A 16,015-nucleotide genomic window follows, 5' to 3' on the forward strand; every position below is an offset into this window, starting at 1 on the left:
TTCAGACGGCACGCCGTTTGCGGTCGATCATCTGAAGGATCATCGGCGTGAAGATCAACTGCATGGCGATCCCCATCTTCCCGCCGGGCACGACGATCACGTTTGGCCGGCTCATGAACGAATCGCGCAACATGGTGAGCAGATAGGGGAAGTCGATACCCTTGGGATGGGTAAAGCGGATCACGACAAAGCTTTCGTCGGCGGTGGGAATGTCGCGAGCGGCAAACGGATTCGACGTATCGACCGTCGGCACGCGCTGAAAATTGACATGCGTGCGACTGAACTGCGGACAGATGTAATGGGCATAGTCGGGCATGCGGCGCAGGATGGTGTCCATGACCGCCTCCTGCGAATAGCCGCGCAGGTTCTTGTCGCGATGCAGCTTCTGGATCCATTCCAGATTGATGATCGGCACGACGCCGACCAGCAGGTCCGCGTGCTGCGCGACATCGATGCCGTGACCCGCGAAGCCGCCATGCAGCCCTTCGTAGAAGAGCAAGTCGGTTTCGTCCTCGATCCCGAACCACCGGGTGAACGTGCCAGGGTCCTGCCCATGCTGCGCCGCTTCGATCTCGTCGTGCAGGTACTTGCGCACCCGGCCCCGGCCGGTCTGCGCATAGTCGCGAAAGAGCGCTTCGAGTTCTTCGAGCAGGTTCGCTTCCGGACCGAAGTGGCTGAACTGCCTGCGGCTGTCTTCGGCTTCCTTCATCGCGACACGCATCGCGGTGCGGTCGTAGCGATGAAACGCGTCCCCTTCGACCACCTGCGCGTTCAGCTTCTCGCGCCGGAAGATGTGCTGGAAGCTCTTCATCACGGTGGTGGTGCCGGCTCCGCTCGAGCCGGTGACCGCCACGATCGGGTGTCTGATCGACATGGTGAAACTCTCATCGGACAAGGCTTGGTTGACGTGCGGCATCTCCACGCGGCGAAGCGCTTCGCGCAGGTCGCGGGGTCCGTCGCGGGGCGCATTCAGATGCGTGCCTCCGGACGGAACAGCGAACGTTCATTGAAGAGCGGCGAGACGAATGGCTTGTCGACGCCGTTGTCGTATTCACGGTGATAGCGTTCGAGCCGCTCCACTTCCGCCTTCGAACCGAGGATCACGGGCACATGGTCATGCAGCGCCTCCGGCTCGGCATCCACGATCCGCCCGCGCCCGGTGCTCGCAAGCCCGCCCGCCTGCTCGACGATGAACGCCATCGGGTTCGCTTCATGCAAGAGCCGCAGGCCGCCGGAATGGCTCGCCCTGTGACGATCGCGCGGGTGAAGGTACACGCCGCCGCGCATCAGCAACCGATGCACGTCGGCGACCATCGACGCGACCCAGCGCGCGCTGAAATCCTGCTGGCGCTCGCCTGCGCTGCCGGCCCGGCATTCGCGCACATAGCGCAGCACGGGTGGCTCCCAGAAGCGTTCGTTCGCGGCGTTGATCGAAAACTCCGTCGCCGGCGCGGGAATGCGAATGAACGGATGCGTGAGCAGGAATGCGCCCGCGTCGCGATCCAGCGTGAAGCCGTGCGTGCCGAGGCCGACGGTCAGCACGAGCATCGTCGCAGGACCGTAGATCGCATAACCCGCGGCAAGCTGCTCGCGGCCGTTGCACAGAAACGCCGCGTCCGAAACCGGCTGGCCCGCGCGTCTGCGCAGCACCGAAAAGATCGAGCCGACCGCCACGTTCAGACCCGTGTTCGACGATCCGGCGAGCGGATCGAGCACCACGAGATACTCGCCGCGCGCGCCGCCCGCGCTCGTCTCGCGGGCGATATTCGTCGCGTCCGACACCAGCCCCGCCACGCACGCGTTGCGCTCGCACATCGCGACGAACTCCGCATTCGCCGCGAGTTCCAGATGCTTGCGCTCGTCGCCGTGAGCGTCGACACCGCCTTCCACGCCGCCCGCGTGGTCGAGTGCGCCGCGCGCGACAATCGACGTCACCGCGCGCACGGCGCGGGCGATGTCCTGAAGGAGGACCTGAAGGCGCGGGCGGTCCGTTTCATCGACGGTTTCGCGCAACTGTCCGACAAGAAACTCGGGCAAGGTCATAGGGCGTTGGTGCATGGTCGCCTCACTTCAGGATGGTTGAAAGGTCGACGTACCGCGGGGCGGCTTGGAGCCGCGCCAGTTCGTCAGCGGAAAGTCCAGGCGATACGGCCATGCGTTCCTCCTTCGCGTACGTTGTCTCGTTGCTCGTGTGCCGTGGCCGGCATCTTTCGTATGGAACATCTCAGAGGTTGACCGGACAATGACCCGGCGTTGGTTCGAGGGTACGCCAGCGCATGATTCAGTCAAAGACAGTTATTCTTAGCCATCCTATAAGGCCGAGCTTATCTTCCGGCTTCGTCGCCGCCCGCGAACTTGCTCACCGATATGGAACCGTGGTTCGTGCGCTCGCCCTGCGCCAGCTTCAGACACAGCAATTCGACTTGCAGGAATTGCGCCATGAGACGTTCTTGTCGTGCGAAGCGGGCTCGGGAACGCGCACCGTCGCCGATCTGATGCTGCGCAATCACCTCTTCACACCGGCAGGAATCGTCACGCTCGACAGCGACGAATCGGGGAAGCAGGCGATGATGGCGAGCATGGGCATCAGCCTCGTATCCCTGCATACGCCAAGGCTGGAACTGCGTACGCGCGAGATCGCGATCCCTCCAGGTAAACGGAACGCCCATCGCTCGGACGTGGCTGAACGTCCGTATTAGCGCCGGGCACCTGTCGCCAACCTGCCATGCATTTCGCCGCTTTCTGATCGGACATACAGGACCCCGCGCTAACGAGGGATTCGCGGAAGCCGCAAAAAAGCTCGCGCGATGCACGTCTCGCCAGACGCTGGAGCGTTACAGAATGTCTTCGTAACAGCACATGTCGGCGGCGCGCGGCAAACCGGTCCTGTCGTTAGCGGATGCGCGAATCGCGCGTGAGCGAATGCGCGCCTCCGATGGACGCAAGCACCATCCGCATGGCATGGCGCTTGCGTTGGTCGGGGCCTGCCAGCCGTCCCGTCATGGACCGAAGAACCGCTCATGATCGCGTCCGCAAGGCCCAGCGCGTCGCTGCACCTCGAAGTCTTCAGGGGCCGAAACTCAGGCACAACGCTAGTTCAAACGCCCGCCGGCCATCGATTCACTTACCCCTTCGCCGAGGAAAGATGGAACGTCCGTTCATTCTCCATATGTTCACGCCCACGCGGCAGATGAGCCCTTTCGATGTCAACATGGCCGTCGATGCCGGCTATCAGATCGTCGTGCCTTACGCCGATGTCGGCGTCGATAACATCGCCGCTTTCACGCAAGACGCGATCTTCTCGCGCGGTCCGAAAGGCGTCGCGCACACCGGCATTTTCATCGGCGGGCGCGATGTCGTCGTGGCCGCCGACATGCTGCGCATCGCTCGAAAGGCCATGGTGCCACCGTTCGAGGTGTCGGTCTTCGCCGATCCGAGCGGCTCGTATACGACCGCTGCGGCCCTCGTCGCGAGCGTCGAGTCGCACTTGCTGCGCGCACGCGACACGGATCTTTCCGGCAAACGCGTTCTGGTACTCGGCGGAACCGGGCCGGTCGGCGTGATCGCCGCGGTGCTTGCGGCCCAGGCGGGTGCGCTCGTATCGATCGCGAGCAGTCGCGGCCTCGAAGCGGCAGAAAGCGCGAGCAGCCGGATCAACGAACGGTTCAGCGTGCAGACGGCAGGCGCCGATGCGCGATCCGGGGCCGCCGTTGCCTCGACGCTCGCCGAAACCGATGTCGTGTTCGCCGCGGCCGCCGCCGGCGTGCAGGTGCTGAGCGCGAGCCAACTGCAGTCGGCACCGCACCTGCTGATTGCCGCCGATGTGAACGCCGTGCCGCCAGCGGGCATCGAAGGCGTCGGCGTGATGGACGACGGCAAGTCGATCGCAAATGGAAAGACGCTGGGCATCGGCGCGCTTGCCATCGGCAATGTCAAGTATCAGGTTCAGCGGCGTCTCTTCGAACAGATGCTCGCGACGAAGAAGCCGCTTTATCTCGGCTTCGAAGAAGCGCTCGCCATGGCGCGTGAGGTGCTCGCCGAGCGTCCCGCGCAAGCGGCCGCGTGAACCATCGATCGGGTCCGCCATCGCAACCCCGCCGAATTCATATTGAAGGTATCCCATGAGCCAACATTCGCTGCCTGCCGATAGAGCGGCGTCGCAGGTACCGTTGAGCGTCAACGCGCTGACCCGGCCGTTACTTGTGCGATTGCTCGAACGTATGCGGCAAATCGGAATCGACGCGAGCCGCGACGAAACCGGCGTGCTGATGGTCGATGCGGGCATTAAGGCGCCGGGCAGCGTGGCGGCGGGCGCCGCCATCGCCGAAATCTGCATGGGCGGGCTGGGCCAGGTGCGCGTGGGCGCGGCTGCTTCGAACAGCGCGCGCGACGAATGGCCGACCTTCGTCGAGATTTCCAGCGCGCAACCCGTGCTCGCGTGCCTCGCCAGTCAGTACGCGGGATGGAGCCTGTCCGCGAGCAAGGAAGAAACCGGCGGCAAGAAGTTCTTTGCGCTCGGCTCGGGTCCGGCGCGGTCGCTCGCGTGCAAGGAGCCGCTCTACGAGGAACTGCGCTATCGCGACGAGGCGCGTTCGGGTTGCCTCGTGCTCGAAGTGGACCGCGCGCCGCCCGCCGTCGTGATCGAAAAGATCCTGCGCGATTGCCGGCTCGGTCCTGCCAGTCTCACGCTGATCCTCACGCCCACCGCGAGCCGCGCGGGCACGACGCAGGTGGTCGCACGGGCGCTCGAAGTGGCACTGCACAAGGCACACGTACTGGGCTTTCCACTGGCCGACATCGTCGAAGGCACGGCGAGCGCGCCGTTGCCGCCGCCGGGGCGCGAGGCGATCGATGCAATGGGCCGCACCAATGACGCCATTCTCTATGGCGGCCGCGTTCACCTGACGGTGACAGGCGCCGACGATGCCGCGCGCGATCTCGCGCGTCGGCTGCCATCGTCGGAATCGCGCGATTTCGGGCGTTCATTCGCCGACATCTTCAAGGAGTACGACTACGACTTCTATCGAATCGACCCGGCGTTGTTCGCGCCGGCCGAAGTGTGGGTGAGCAACCTGACAACTGGGCGCACGTATCACGCGGGGGCCACGCGCTTCGATCTGCTCCATCCGCTCTGGCTCGATGAGGCCTAGGCGCAGCGAAGCCGCGCCTCCCCGCGTTCGAGAACCCGGCTTCGGCCGGGCGTTAATGTCAATGTCAAAGCGAAGACGACGGCGGAAACATGCCCGCCCCGAGCAGTGCCAGGCTGACTCGTTCGCGCCGCGGCACGCGAGCGCTGCCCGATGCCTCGCAGCGCCGCTCGATCGTTACGCCCACTGCCCTCACATTCGGAAACTTGCGCGGCTTCACGAGCGAGACGCGTACCCAATGCGCGCCAAAATCCTCCAGCAGCGTCTGCGCAATCGCTTCGGCCAATCCCTCCAGCAGTTGCATTCCATGTGCGGCCAGCAGGCCTTCCAGTGCAGCATGCACCTTGCCATAGTCGATCGTGTCGGCAATATGGTCGGTCTCGCACGCACGGCTTTTCGGCAGCCCCGCCCACAAGTCGATGCGCACCGGCTGCTTCTCATGCAGTTCCTCGGGATCGATGCCGATCACCGTCTCGCTTTCGAAGCCTTCGATAAAGATGATGTCCATCGCCTGCGACGGGTCCTCGCCCGCACGCCGCGCGCCATGGGCCGAACGATCCGGAAACCGCTCGAAGATGCTGCTGTCGATCGAATTCATCGATGCTCCTGTGGCCTGGTTTTGAAGTGTCCCTTCCTTGGCGCATGCGCGATTCCGCGCAGCGCGACAGTCGTCATGCAAGAACCGCGCTAGGCACGAATGTCGCAATGGATATTTCATGCGACCAAGGCGGCGCCTGCATCGCAACGCGCAAGTGGCCGCCGCATCGCGTGACAGCGCCGTTGCGGCATCCGCATCGCCAGGCAAAGCGCGGTTGCGATGCCAACGGACGGTCACATTGCGTATCGCAAGCTGCACAAACTGCTAAAGCCCGAATGACCCACCCACCACCAACGCGCGTGCGCTTAGGAGGCTGCATGATCCGCTTGCTCATCAGTGTGCGTGACCTCGACGAGGCACGCGAAGCCGCCGCGGCTGGCGCGGCGTTCATCGATCTGAAGGAGCCGCGTGCGGGTGCGCTCGGCGCGTTGCCCGCGGCGCGCGTCGATTCGATCGTGCGCATGCTGCGCGCGGTGCATCCGGGCGTGCCGGTCAGCGCAACCATCGGCGACCTCGCGCCCGGCGATCACGCGGCAGTCGAGCATCACGCGGGCCTGATCGGTCGATGCGGCGTGGACTACGTGAAGGCAGGGGTGCCGCCCGGGCCGCACGCATGCGAGACGCTCAGGCGCATGCGCGCGTTGCAATGGAACATGGTTCCGGTGCTGCTCGCAGACGACGGCCTCGATCTTTCACTCGTCGAATATGCTTGCGCATTGGGCTTCCCGGCCGTCATGGCGGATACCGCACGCAAGAAGAGCGGCAACCTGTTCCATTGCGTGTCGCTTGGCGTGCTCGATCGCATGGTGCAGATCGCGCGCACGCATGAGGTCATGGCAGGGCTCGCGGGTGCATTGCGCCTGCCGGACCTGCCCCGCTTGCGTGCGCTAGGACCGGATTTCGCGGGGTTCCGCACGGCGGTCTGCACGGGCGCGCGCACGGGCAGGCTCGACCCCGCCAAAGTGCGCGAATTGCGCGCGTTGCTGAGCGGCGCAAGCGAGCGCGTCGCTCAGGGCACGGCAGCGTGAAGCAACAGGTCGCGCATGCGCGGCCATTCGTTCTTGCTGAAGAGATCGACGGGGTATGGCGCATCGCGCGTGAGTTCGGCGAAACGGCGATCGAGCAGCCCGTCCGCCGAATGTCGCGCGATGTCGTGCGAGCGTTCGATCGCGCAGGACTTCACGATCAGAAGGCGCTCGGCGTTCAGGCGATTCGCAAGCCACGCGGCAAGACTGTCGGACGTGACATCCCAGCTCGTCAGCATGCTCGCCTCCTGCCGCATCATGTCGAGCGGCGCCCAGACGACCACGCGGCCGTCGTGCATCGCGCGAAGTATCTGCGCTTCAGTCGCGGCGATGACGAGGCTGCGGCATACGCCGCGCATCAGCAACGCGTGCTGCGCCATGGCGAGCACCGCCATGTTATGCGCGGCGACATCGTCGAAATCCCACACGGCCTGGTGTTCGCGCACCTGGTCGGCGAATCCGCCGCCGCCCGGCACGATCAGCACTCTTCCGCCGCCGAAGTCGCTCAGCTCGTTCAGCCAGCGTTTGAGCGACGGGTCGCGGCTCAGGCTGCCGCCAATCTTCACCACCCACATAGGCGCTCCATTCGTGGCTTCACGCGGTTCAGGCGAACAGCGCTTCGCTTGTCTCGCGCGTATCGGTATCGGTATCGGTGCGCAGCATGCCGACTGCCACGCATGGGGCGCATACCCGTGCCCATCCACGGGCCGCGTCGCCCGCCTCGCCCGCGTCGATACCGATGCCGGGCAGCGCATCGAAGCGCACCACGTCGCGGCCGAGCGGTTCAGCGAGCGCGTCCACGAGGAAAGCTCCACACCCCGCCGCAATCAGCACGACGTTGTGCGCAAGCCCGGTGCGGCCAAGCACGCGGGTCAGATTCAGCGACAGGTGCGCGAGTTGCGCATCGCGCCACCGGTGGGCGAGATCCACCCAATCGTGCCCGGCTGCATCGCGTGCATCCCGGCCGATCATGCGGGCGAGACGCTGGCAGGTTCCGTGGCGATCCTTCGCGCCGCCATCGGCTGCCGGCTGCTGGTCGTGCAATGGATCGAGCGCGCCGGTCAGCCGGTACACATCGGCGGTGGTCGCGAAGAATTCGTTCATCACGTTGTAGTGCTCCCCGCAAAACCTGATGCGATGCGCGAGCGCGCAGAGCGGCGTGCGCACCACGCCCTGATACACCAGTTCGCCTGATTTAAGACGCCCCGCGTCGTCCGTGCCGCGCGCGACGATCCGGCCGTCCTGAATCGGGATCAGGTCCGTGGTGGTGCTGCCGATATCGACGAGCACCGCATGCGGAATCCGGCTTGCGACCAGTTGAGCCGTCGCGAACCAGTTGGCCGAGGCGATCCGCTCCCAGTGAGCCGAGACCGAATCGAACGCGACCCAGCCGGCGGCACCGGCATAGAACGCGATGCGCTCGCCGCAATGCGACGCGAGGCGCGCCGCGATCGCCGCGACGCCCGCCTCGCGATGCTCGAAAAGATCGGCCATTTCGCCGGTCATCGTCACCGCGTGGTCGGCGTGCGCCAGATCGGGCCAGCGCAGCGCGGCCTGCGCAAGCGCGTTGTCGACATGTTCGAGCCCCTGCCATAACGGACACGGCCATTGCGCGATGTCCCGCACGCGTCCGTCTTCGATGCGGGCCGCCTTGACATGCGCCCCGCCGATATCCCATCCGATCACGAAATCACGCGGCATGCCGGCTCCGTTCTTCATGTTGCGTCCGGTGCGCATGGGAATGCACACCGCCGCGCGTGCGGGACACGTGCAGGTCACGCACGGATCGATTTCGCTCGCGACCGGCGCGCGAACCCGATACCGTGCGTTCCATTGAAAACAGCCCGCGCGCGACGTCGGCATCCACCCAACCAGCGCCGCTGATATATTCGTACAACAGCCCATTCGTCATCGCTCATTCCCCATGCAAATCATCCCGGTTGTCGATGTGCTCGACGGCATTGCCGTACGCGCCGTGCGCGGTGAACGCAGCCGCTACCAGCCGCTCGAATCGCAGTTGTGCAGCGGCTGCGATCCGGTTGCCATCGCACAGGCGCTGCTCGACTACTCCGCCGCGTCGGTGCTGTATGTGGCGGACCTCGACGGCATCATGCGAGGAGCGCCACAACTCGCGACGCTCACGCGCCTGATGCGCGAACTTCCCGGCATCGACCTGTGGCTCGATGCCGGCTTTTCCGATAGCGCTTGCGCCCGCGCCGTCATTGCGCAGTTGCACGGCACGGGCGCGACGGTCACGCCGGTGTTCGGCAGTGAATCACTGCGCGCCGATACCGTTTGCGACGTGCCCGGCAACTCGATCCTGTCGCTTGACCAGCGCCACGACGTGCCGCTGGGCGAGCCCGCCTTCTGGACCGATACGTCGCACTGGCCTTCGCGCCTCATCGTCATGTCGCTCGATCGCGTCGGCTCCTTCAGCGGCCCCGACCTCGCGGCCATCGCCACGATCCGCCAACGCGCGGGCAACGAGCGAACGATCGTCGGTGCGGGCGGCGTCCGTCATGTCGACGACCTGCACGCGGCCCAAGCCGCTGGCGCCGACGCGTGGCTCATCGCCTCCGCGCTTCACGACCGGCGCATTCCGGCGACCACGCAAGCGTCAAACCCCTTGCAACGCTGACTATCACGTTTCATGCCAATGCCGGACGCGTGCGACCGGCTTCGTTCGCCACGCTTTCCTCGCGTTACAGTGTGTAGAGCGAACCGCGCGGCGAGCGGCGCACTATGCGTTGCCCACAGCGCGCGATCCGGCATCGATCCGCACGCGACCGTTGACGCCGCTTGCATGGCATATGCCTTGCAAGAGTGCGCGCATGAACCCGACACTTTCCTCTCCGCCCTGGACCTGTCCTTTCTGCGCGTTGCTATGCGACCGCTTCGGCGTCGATGCGGGCGAGACGCTCAAGCCAACCGGCACGACATGTCCTCGCGCGACCCGTGCGCTGGAGCAATTCGGCAGTGTTCCTTCGCAGGCAACGTCTTTCGTGAACGGACAGCCGGCAGCCGCCGATGCCGCGCTCGACACCGCGGCGCGGTGGCTTCGCGAGTCACGCCAGCCGCTTTTCGGCGGCATGGCGACCGACGTCGCGGGCGCACGCTCGCTGTATCGGCTGGCCAACGCGTGCGGCGCGATCATCGATCATGCGCACGGCCGGGCCCTGATGCATGGACTGACGGCGCTTCAGGACCGCGGCGCATTCACGACGACGCTCGCCGAAATCCGCACGCGTGCGGACCTGATCATCTGCATCGGTTCAACGGCGCCTTCCAGCCGCCATCCGGAGTTCTTCGCGCGCTGCGGTATCGGCGACAGCACCTCCCTGCAACGCGAGATCGTGTTCGTGGGCGGCGAGATCGATCCGGCACTGACCGGCACGGCATCGGACGGGGTCTCGACTCGCGCGATCCCGCTCCAGGGCGACCTGTATGACACGATCGCGGCGCTCAACGCGAGCCTGACCGCCAGACCGCCGCGCGACACGCATCCGGAACTTGCCGGTCTCGTCAGGCGAATGCTGGATGCACGCTACACGGCCATCGTCTGGACCCCAGCGGACCTGCCGGGTGAGCATGCGACGTTGCTGGTCGAAGGCATCGACCGCTTGTTGAAGACCCTCAATCGCACGACACGCGCCGGTGGTCTGGCGCTCGGCGGCGATGACGGCGGCGCGGCCGTGAACCAGACGCTCGCGTGGCTCTCGGGGCTGCCGCTGCGAACCGGCGTGCATCCCGACGGGCTCGCGCACGAACCGCATCGCTATGACACGGCGCGCCTGCTGGCCGATCACGCCGTCGATTCCCTGCTGTGGGTCGCGAGTTTCACCGCCGACCTGCCGCCCCCGGAAACCGCCTTGCCCGTCATCGTGCTCGGTCATCCCGGGCTGGCGGCCGCCTGTATGGATCGTTCCGGACCCACGGTGTTCATTCCCGTATCGACGCCGGGCATTGGCTCGGCAGGCCATCTGTTCCGCGCGGACGGCGGCGTGGTGTTGCCGCTCGCCCCGGTGTATGCGGACACGCTGCCAACGGTCGCGAGCGTCGCAACAAGCCTTGCCCACCGTCTCGCGGAGGCGATCGCATGAACACCTTTCGTCTGCGCGGCGGCCGCGTGTTCGATCCGGCCAACGGGATCGACGGACAGATTGCCGACATCTGCGTGCGCGACGGCCGCATCGTCGAGCTGAAACCCGATGAAAGCGCCGGTCACGAATACGACGTGAGCGGCATGGCCGTGATGGCGGGCGGCATCGACATGCATTCGCACATCGGCGGCGGCAAGGTCAATCTCGCGCGCATGCTGATGCCCGAGGACCACCGCCTGCGCACCCGCGAAGCCGCCCGCAACCCGCTCGAACTCGCATCCTGTGGCGTGTGCACGCCGGGCACGCTCGCCACCGGCTACCACTATGCCGAAATGGGCTACACGGCCGCCTTCGAGCCCGCAATGATCGCGTCGAACGCGCGCCATACGCACCTGGAAATGGGCGACACGCCGGTCATCGATCACGGCGCCTATGTGATGCTCGGCAACGACGAGCTGTTCCTGCGCATGCTCGCGCAAGGCACGGATTTCGAGCGCATTCGCGACTACGTCGGCTGGACGATCAACGCGACGAAGGCGCTCGGCGTGAAGGTCGTGAATCCCGGTGGCATCTCGGCGTTCAAGTTCAACCAGCGCAGCCTCGATGTCGACGAAGCGCACGTTCACTACGACATCACGCCGCGCCAGGTACTCAACGTGCTCGCACGCTCGCTCACCGATCTCGGCGTGCCGCATCCGCTGCATATTCATGCGAGCAACCTGGGCGTGCCGGGCAACATCGAATCGACGCTCGCCACGATCGATGCGCTCGAAGGCCTGCCCGGTCATCTCACGCACATCCAGTTTCACAGCTACGGCAACGAAGGGCCGCGCAAGTTTTCTTCAGCGGCCACGCGTATCGCGGATGCGGTCAACGCGAATCCGAACATCTCGATCGACGTCGGCCAGATCATGTTCGGCCAGACGGTGACCGCTTCCGGCGACATCATGAAGCAGGTCAGGCAGGCGGACTTCGCGTCGCCGCGCAAGTGGATCGCGGGCGATATCGAGTGCGATGCAGGTTGCGGCGTCGTGCCCTTTCGCTATCGCGAGCAAAGCTACGTGAACGCGCTGCAATGGACGATCGGCCTCGAACTTTTCCTGATGGTGAAGAACCCGTGGCAGATCACGCTGACCACCGACCACCCGAACGGTGGCCCGTTCACGAGCTATCCGCACCTGATCCGCCTGCTCATGGACAAGTCATTCCGCGACGACCAGCTTGCCCGGCTCCATCCCGACGTCGCCCAACAGTCGCCGCTCGGAAGCATGGCCCGCGAACTCACGCTCGATGAAATCGCGATCCTCACGCGCGCCGCACCTGCACGCCTGCTCGGCTTGCGCGAGCGCGGCCGCCTGAACGCGGGGGCCGCCGCCGATATCGCCGTGTATCGCGAGAACGCCGACCGCGAAGCGATGTTCACCGCGCCCGAGTATGTGTTCAAGGATGGCGAACTCGTCGCGCGCAATGGCCGCATCGTGGCGACGCCCGCGGGCGGCACGCATTATGTGGAGCCCGAATTCGACCGGTCGATCGAACGCACGCTCGAAGACTTTAGCGACCATCATCTCGCCTTCAATTTCCGACATGCCGCCATCGGGCGCGACGAACTCTGCTCGTGCTGCAACGGAGGGCGGCTCTTGCCGGCCGCATGCGGCGTGCACGGCGACGCGCCAGCGGGAGAGCCATCATGAGCGCAACCGTGAGCACAGGCCCGGCGAGCGACGTGTCCGCGCCCTTCGCCATCAACGGCGTGAGCATCGACGACACCTTCGCCGAAGCGTTTCCGATGAAGGCGACGCGCCTCATCATCACGGCCCGCGACGCCGTATGGGCCCGTCATGCGGCGGTGGCCGCGACCGGCTTCGCGACCTCCGTGATCGCGTGCGGCTGCGAAGCGGGCATCGAACGCGAGATTCCCGCCGGCGAGACGCCGGACGGCCGGCCCGGTATGGCGATCCTGATCTTCTCGATGTCGGGCAAGGAGCTCGCGAAGCAGGTCGAGCGCCGCGTCGGCCAATGCGTGCTGACGTGTCCCACGACCGCGATCTTTGCGGGCATCGAAGCAGGCGAAGCGATCGCACTCGCGAAGAACCTGCGCTTCTTCGGCGACGGCTGGCAGATCTCGAAGATGATCGACGGCGTGCGTTACTGGCGCGTGCCTGTCATGGACGGCGAGTTCGTGGCGCAGGAAACCACCTCGGTGATCAAGGGCGTGGGCGGCGGCAACCTCCTCTTTCTCGCGCGCGACACCGATGCGGCGCTCGCAGCGGCGCAGGCCGCCGTTGACGCGATGCGGCGCGTGCCGAACGTGATCATGCCGTTCCCGGGCGGGGTCGTGCGCTCGGGGTCGAAGGTCGGCTCGAAGTATGCCGCGCTTCCCGCGTCGACCAACGATGCGTTCTGCCCCACGCTCGCCGAGCGCTCACCGCGCTCCGTGCTGACCGGCGACACCCGCAGCGTGCTCGAAATCGTCATCGACGGCCTGAGCGACGCCGATGTCGCGCAGGCCATGCGCGCGGGAATCGAAGCCGTGACCGCGCGCGGCGCAGACGGCGGCGTCGTGCGCATCTCAGCGGGCAACTACGGCGGCAAGCTCGGGCCGTTTCACTTTCATCTGCGCGAACTGTGCGGCGCACGGGAGGCGTCATGAAGCGCATTACGCTGCGCGTGAAGCACGCGCCCCTGCTCCGCATCGACGCGCGCACGCTGCTCCCCTCGACACTTGCGGCACTCACCGCCGATGAAATCGAACGAAGGCCACTGTGGCATGGAACGGAACGCATCGCGCTTGCAGACCTGTTCGACGTGCGCATGGGCGACGCTTCGAATCAGGCTGATGCGCCTTCGCTCGTGTTCGCGGGCGACATGCGGCGATTCGACCGCATCGGCTGGCAGATGGACGGCGGGCAGCTTGTCGTGGAAGGTCATGCGGGCGATCTCACGGGGGCGCAGATGACGGCGGGCACGCTCGTCATCGATGGCAATGCCGGCAGCTTCGCCGCGTGCCAGCTCGCCGGCGGACGGGTCGAAATTGGCGGCAACACGGGCGACTTCGCGGCGGGCTCGCTGCCCGGCGACCTCGACGGCATGCGCGGCGGCACGCTGATCGTGCGCGGCGACGCAGGCGCACGCTTCGGCGACCGCATGCGGCGCGGCACGGCGCTCGTATTCGGCAATGCCGGCGCGTTCGCGGCGTCGAGGATGGTGGCGGGCACGATCGGCATCGTGGGCGGGGTCGGCGAACATCTCGCCTACGGCATGCGGCGCGGCTCGCTCCTGCTGCTGGGCGCGCAAGCCGTCCCCGATAACCGCTTCGCTGAAAATCATGGCGACGTCGATGTATTCTGGCGTCTGCTGTCGCGCAGCCTCGCCCGCGAGGGCGGCCCCTTCGACGAACTGACGCAGGCTTCGATGCGCCGCTTCGCAGGCGATATCTCCGTCGATGGCAAAGGCGAAGTGCTGCTCGCTCGCTAACGTCGCGTTGCAAGAGTGATGGGCCGCGCCACTTCCGTTCAACGTCTTTTATTCCGGAGTCTTTCCCGATGAGTGACAACCTGATTTTCCGCGCAGGAGAGGCAACCGTGCTCGCCGCTCCCGGCCAGGCCACCGATGCGATGCCCGAGATTCTGATCGGCCGCGTCGATGGGCCTGTCGGTCAGGCCTTTGCCAACATGATGGCGCAAAGCAAGGGCCATACCGCGATGTTCGCGATCCGCGCCTGCAACCAGATGGTGCGTCCCGCCACGATGATCGTGCCGAAGGTCACGATGAAGGACATGGAAACCGTGAACCTGTTCGGCGGCGTCGTGCAGTCCGCAACCGCCGACGCGGTGGTCGACTGCCTGATCGAAGGCATTCTCCCGAAGGATCAGGCCAATGACCTGTGCATCATCAGCCTTGTGTGGATCGACCCGCGTTGCGTCCAGGACCCGAACATCGACCGGCGCGACATGTACCGCACGAACTACGAAGCGACCAAGCTCGCGATCCAGCGCGCGATGAACAACGAACCGAGCGTCGAGACACTGATCGAAAACCGCCACAAGATCAAGCACGACATGGACGACTGGAGCTGACCCATCAGGTTGCGCCTTCGTTTGCAAGCGCCGATCCGGCAAGCAAGGTGTCCTTGAACGCACCGGCCGCGGCCGAGAGATGCTTGCTCTCGCGATGCACGACGTACAGGTGGCGAACGATCGGGAAACGCTCGACATCGAGCACGCGGATGCGCAGCGTTTCCAGCTCCGGCATGATCGTCTGCAGCGGCACGACGGACAAGCCCATGCCCGCATGCACGCCGCATTTCACGGCTTCATTGCTGCTCACTTCCATGCCCGGCCGAAACGTCACGCGATGCTCGGCGAAGAAGCGCTCCATCGCGAGGCGCGTGCCGGAGCCCGGCTCGCGCATCAGGAATATCTCGTCCTCGAGCGCGGAGAGCGGAATGCCGCGCTGCCGCGCCAAGGGATGATCGGGCGGCGCGATCACCACGAGTGGATTCTTCATGAACGGCTTCGCCGCGAGGCCGAGGCCTTCGGGCGGCTGCCCCATGATGGCGAGATCGGTCTCGTTGCTTGCAAGCTCGTTCAACACCGACTCGCGGTTTGCCACGTTCAGGTTCACGCGCACGCCCGGAAACGCGTGCGCGTATTTCGCGATCAACTGCAACGCGAGATGACTGGCGGTACCCGTCACCGCTGAGATCTTGATCTTCCCCTGCTTCGTATCGCGCAACTGGTCGATCGAGTGTTCGAGAAACGTCAGTTGCTGCTGGATCGCGCGCGCATGGTTGAAAACCTCGCGGCCGGCTTCGGTCAGAAAGATGCGGCGGCCCATCTGCTCGAATAGCGGCATGCCGATGCGCTCTTCCAGATTCTTCAATTGCGTCGACACGCCGGGTTGCGTGAGATGCAATTCCTCGGCCGCGCGGGAAAAGCTCAGGTTGCGCGCAGTCGATTCGAATACCAGCAATTGACGCAATGTCAGGTGCAACATCCGCTTCCCCTCGCGAGCTTTCCGGACTCGCTGATCTGGCCTTCACTGTACCAGCCGCAGAGGGCCGGGCAATGCCCATAACGGAGTATCTCTTGAGGCGCGAAGCCCGCGGCGCACGGCTTTGCGGGCCGGTTATGGGTTGAATAA

Annotated in this window: 16 protein-coding genes; 10 read left to right on the forward strand and 6 right to left on the reverse strand. The window is 65.5% G+C overall.

Features of this window, described 5'->3' with window-relative positions:
• Position 1: 1 nt before the first annotated feature.
• Positions 2 to 874 carry a phosphoribulokinase gene (locus AWB68_RS12310; protein ID WP_087644674.1) on the reverse strand — a complete coding sequence of 291 codons (873 nt, stop codon included), beginning with the start codon at positions 872 to 874 and terminating at the stop codon, positions 2 to 4.
• 95 nt (positions 875 to 969) lie between these two features.
• A complete protein-coding gene (locus AWB68_RS12315; RefSeq protein WP_087644632.1) occupies positions 970 to 2,058 on the reverse strand; it encodes a class 1 fructose-bisphosphatase in 1,089 nt (362 codons plus the stop codon).
• 218 nt (positions 2,059 to 2,276) lie between these two features.
• Between AWB68_RS12315 and AWB68_RS12320 the strand changes: the two genes are divergently transcribed.
• From AWB68_RS12320 to mch, 3 genes are all read left to right on the forward strand, one after another.
• Entirely contained in the window at positions 2,277 to 2,699 is a 423-nt protein-coding gene (locus AWB68_RS12320) for a LysR substrate-binding domain-containing protein (RefSeq protein ID WP_374729569.1), read from the forward strand.
• Positions 2,700 to 3,145: 446 nt separating this feature from the next.
• Entirely contained in the window at positions 3,146 to 4,066 is a 921-nt protein-coding gene (locus AWB68_RS12325; RefSeq protein WP_087644633.1) for an NAD(P)-dependent methylenetetrahydromethanopterin dehydrogenase, read from the forward strand.
• 55 nt (positions 4,067 to 4,121) lie between these two features.
• Positions 4,122 to 5,150, forward strand: a complete 1,029-nt coding sequence (gene mch, locus AWB68_RS12330; protein ID WP_087644634.1) for a methenyltetrahydromethanopterin cyclohydrolase — start codon at positions 4,122 to 4,124, stop codon at positions 5,148 to 5,150.
• A gap of 64 nt (positions 5,151 to 5,214) precedes the next feature.
• Here the strand turns inward: mch and AWB68_RS12335 are convergent, their stop codons facing one another.
• Positions 5,215 to 5,745 carry a dihydroneopterin aldolase gene (locus AWB68_RS12335; RefSeq protein ID WP_235028292.1) on the reverse strand — a complete coding sequence of 177 codons (531 nt, stop codon included), beginning with the start codon at positions 5,743 to 5,745 and terminating at the stop codon, positions 5,215 to 5,217.
• Positions 5,746 to 6,062: 317 nt separating this feature from the next.
• Here AWB68_RS12335 and AWB68_RS12340 point away from each other — a divergent pair, with 317 nt between their 5' ends.
• Positions 6,063 to 6,773: a (5-formylfuran-3-yl)methyl phosphate synthase gene (locus tag AWB68_RS12340; protein ID WP_087644635.1), complete on the forward strand. Its 711-nt coding sequence runs from the start codon at positions 6,063 to 6,065 to the stop codon at positions 6,771 to 6,773.
• Here AWB68_RS12340 and AWB68_RS12345 read toward each other — a convergent pair.
• A complete protein-coding gene (locus AWB68_RS12345) occupies positions 6,755 to 7,345 on the reverse strand; it encodes an amino acid kinase family protein (protein WP_087644636.1) in 591 nt (196 codons plus the stop codon). The genes AWB68_RS12340 and AWB68_RS12345 overlap by 19 nt on opposite strands.
• A gap of 28 nt (positions 7,346 to 7,373) precedes the next feature.
• Entirely contained in the window at positions 7,374 to 8,633 is a 1,260-nt protein-coding gene (locus AWB68_RS12350) for a hydantoinase/oxoprolinase family protein (protein WP_235028293.1), read from the reverse strand.
• A gap of 61 nt (positions 8,634 to 8,694) precedes the next feature.
• Between AWB68_RS12350 and AWB68_RS12355 the strand changes: the two genes are divergently transcribed.
• The 6 genes from AWB68_RS12355 to fae all read left to right on the forward strand — a co-directional run bounded on the left by AWB68_RS12355 (position 8,695) and on the right by fae (position 14,949).
• The gene (locus AWB68_RS12355) at positions 8,695 to 9,408 is read left to right on the forward strand and encodes a HisA/HisF-related TIM barrel protein (RefSeq protein ID WP_087644637.1); all 714 of its coding nucleotides are present in this window, start codon (positions 8,695 to 8,697) and stop codon (positions 9,406 to 9,408) included.
• Between the two features lie 193 nt (positions 9,409 to 9,601).
• Entirely contained in the window at positions 9,602 to 10,870 is a 1,269-nt protein-coding gene (locus AWB68_RS12360; RefSeq protein ID WP_087644638.1) for a molybdopterin-binding domain-containing protein, read from the forward strand.
• Positions 10,867 to 12,564, forward strand: a complete 1,698-nt coding sequence (locus AWB68_RS12365; protein WP_087644639.1) for a formylmethanofuran dehydrogenase subunit A — start codon at positions 10,867 to 10,869, stop codon at positions 12,562 to 12,564. The genes AWB68_RS12360 and AWB68_RS12365 overlap by 4 nt, the downstream gene beginning before the upstream one ends.
• Complete coding sequence (gene fhcD, locus AWB68_RS12370) at positions 12,561 to 13,523, forward strand: formylmethanofuran--tetrahydromethanopterin N-formyltransferase (protein ID WP_087644640.1); 963 nt, start codon at positions 12,561 to 12,563, stop codon at positions 13,521 to 13,523. The genes AWB68_RS12365 and fhcD overlap by 4 nt, the downstream gene beginning before the upstream one ends.
• Positions 13,520 to 14,347: a formylmethanofuran dehydrogenase subunit C gene (locus AWB68_RS12375; protein WP_087644641.1), complete on the forward strand. Its 828-nt coding sequence runs from the start codon at positions 13,520 to 13,522 to the stop codon at positions 14,345 to 14,347. The genes fhcD and AWB68_RS12375 overlap by 4 nt, the downstream gene beginning before the upstream one ends.
• Before the next feature lie 68 nt (positions 14,348 to 14,415).
• Complete coding sequence (gene fae / locus AWB68_RS12380; RefSeq protein ID WP_087644642.1) at positions 14,416 to 14,949, forward strand: formaldehyde-activating enzyme; 534 nt, start codon at positions 14,416 to 14,418, stop codon at positions 14,947 to 14,949.
• Between the two features lie 4 nt (positions 14,950 to 14,953).
• Here the strand turns inward: fae and AWB68_RS12385 are convergent, their stop codons facing one another.
• On the reverse strand, positions 14,954 to 15,868 hold the full coding sequence (locus AWB68_RS12385; protein WP_087644643.1) for a LysR family transcriptional regulator: 915 nt from the start codon (positions 15,866 to 15,868) through the stop codon (positions 14,954 to 14,956).
• Between the last annotated feature and the right edge of the window lie 147 nt (positions 15,869 to 16,015).

This window comes from Caballeronia choica (assembly GCF_001544535.1).
Classification (GTDB): Bacteria; Pseudomonadota; Gammaproteobacteria; order Burkholderiales; family Burkholderiaceae; genus Caballeronia; species Caballeronia choica.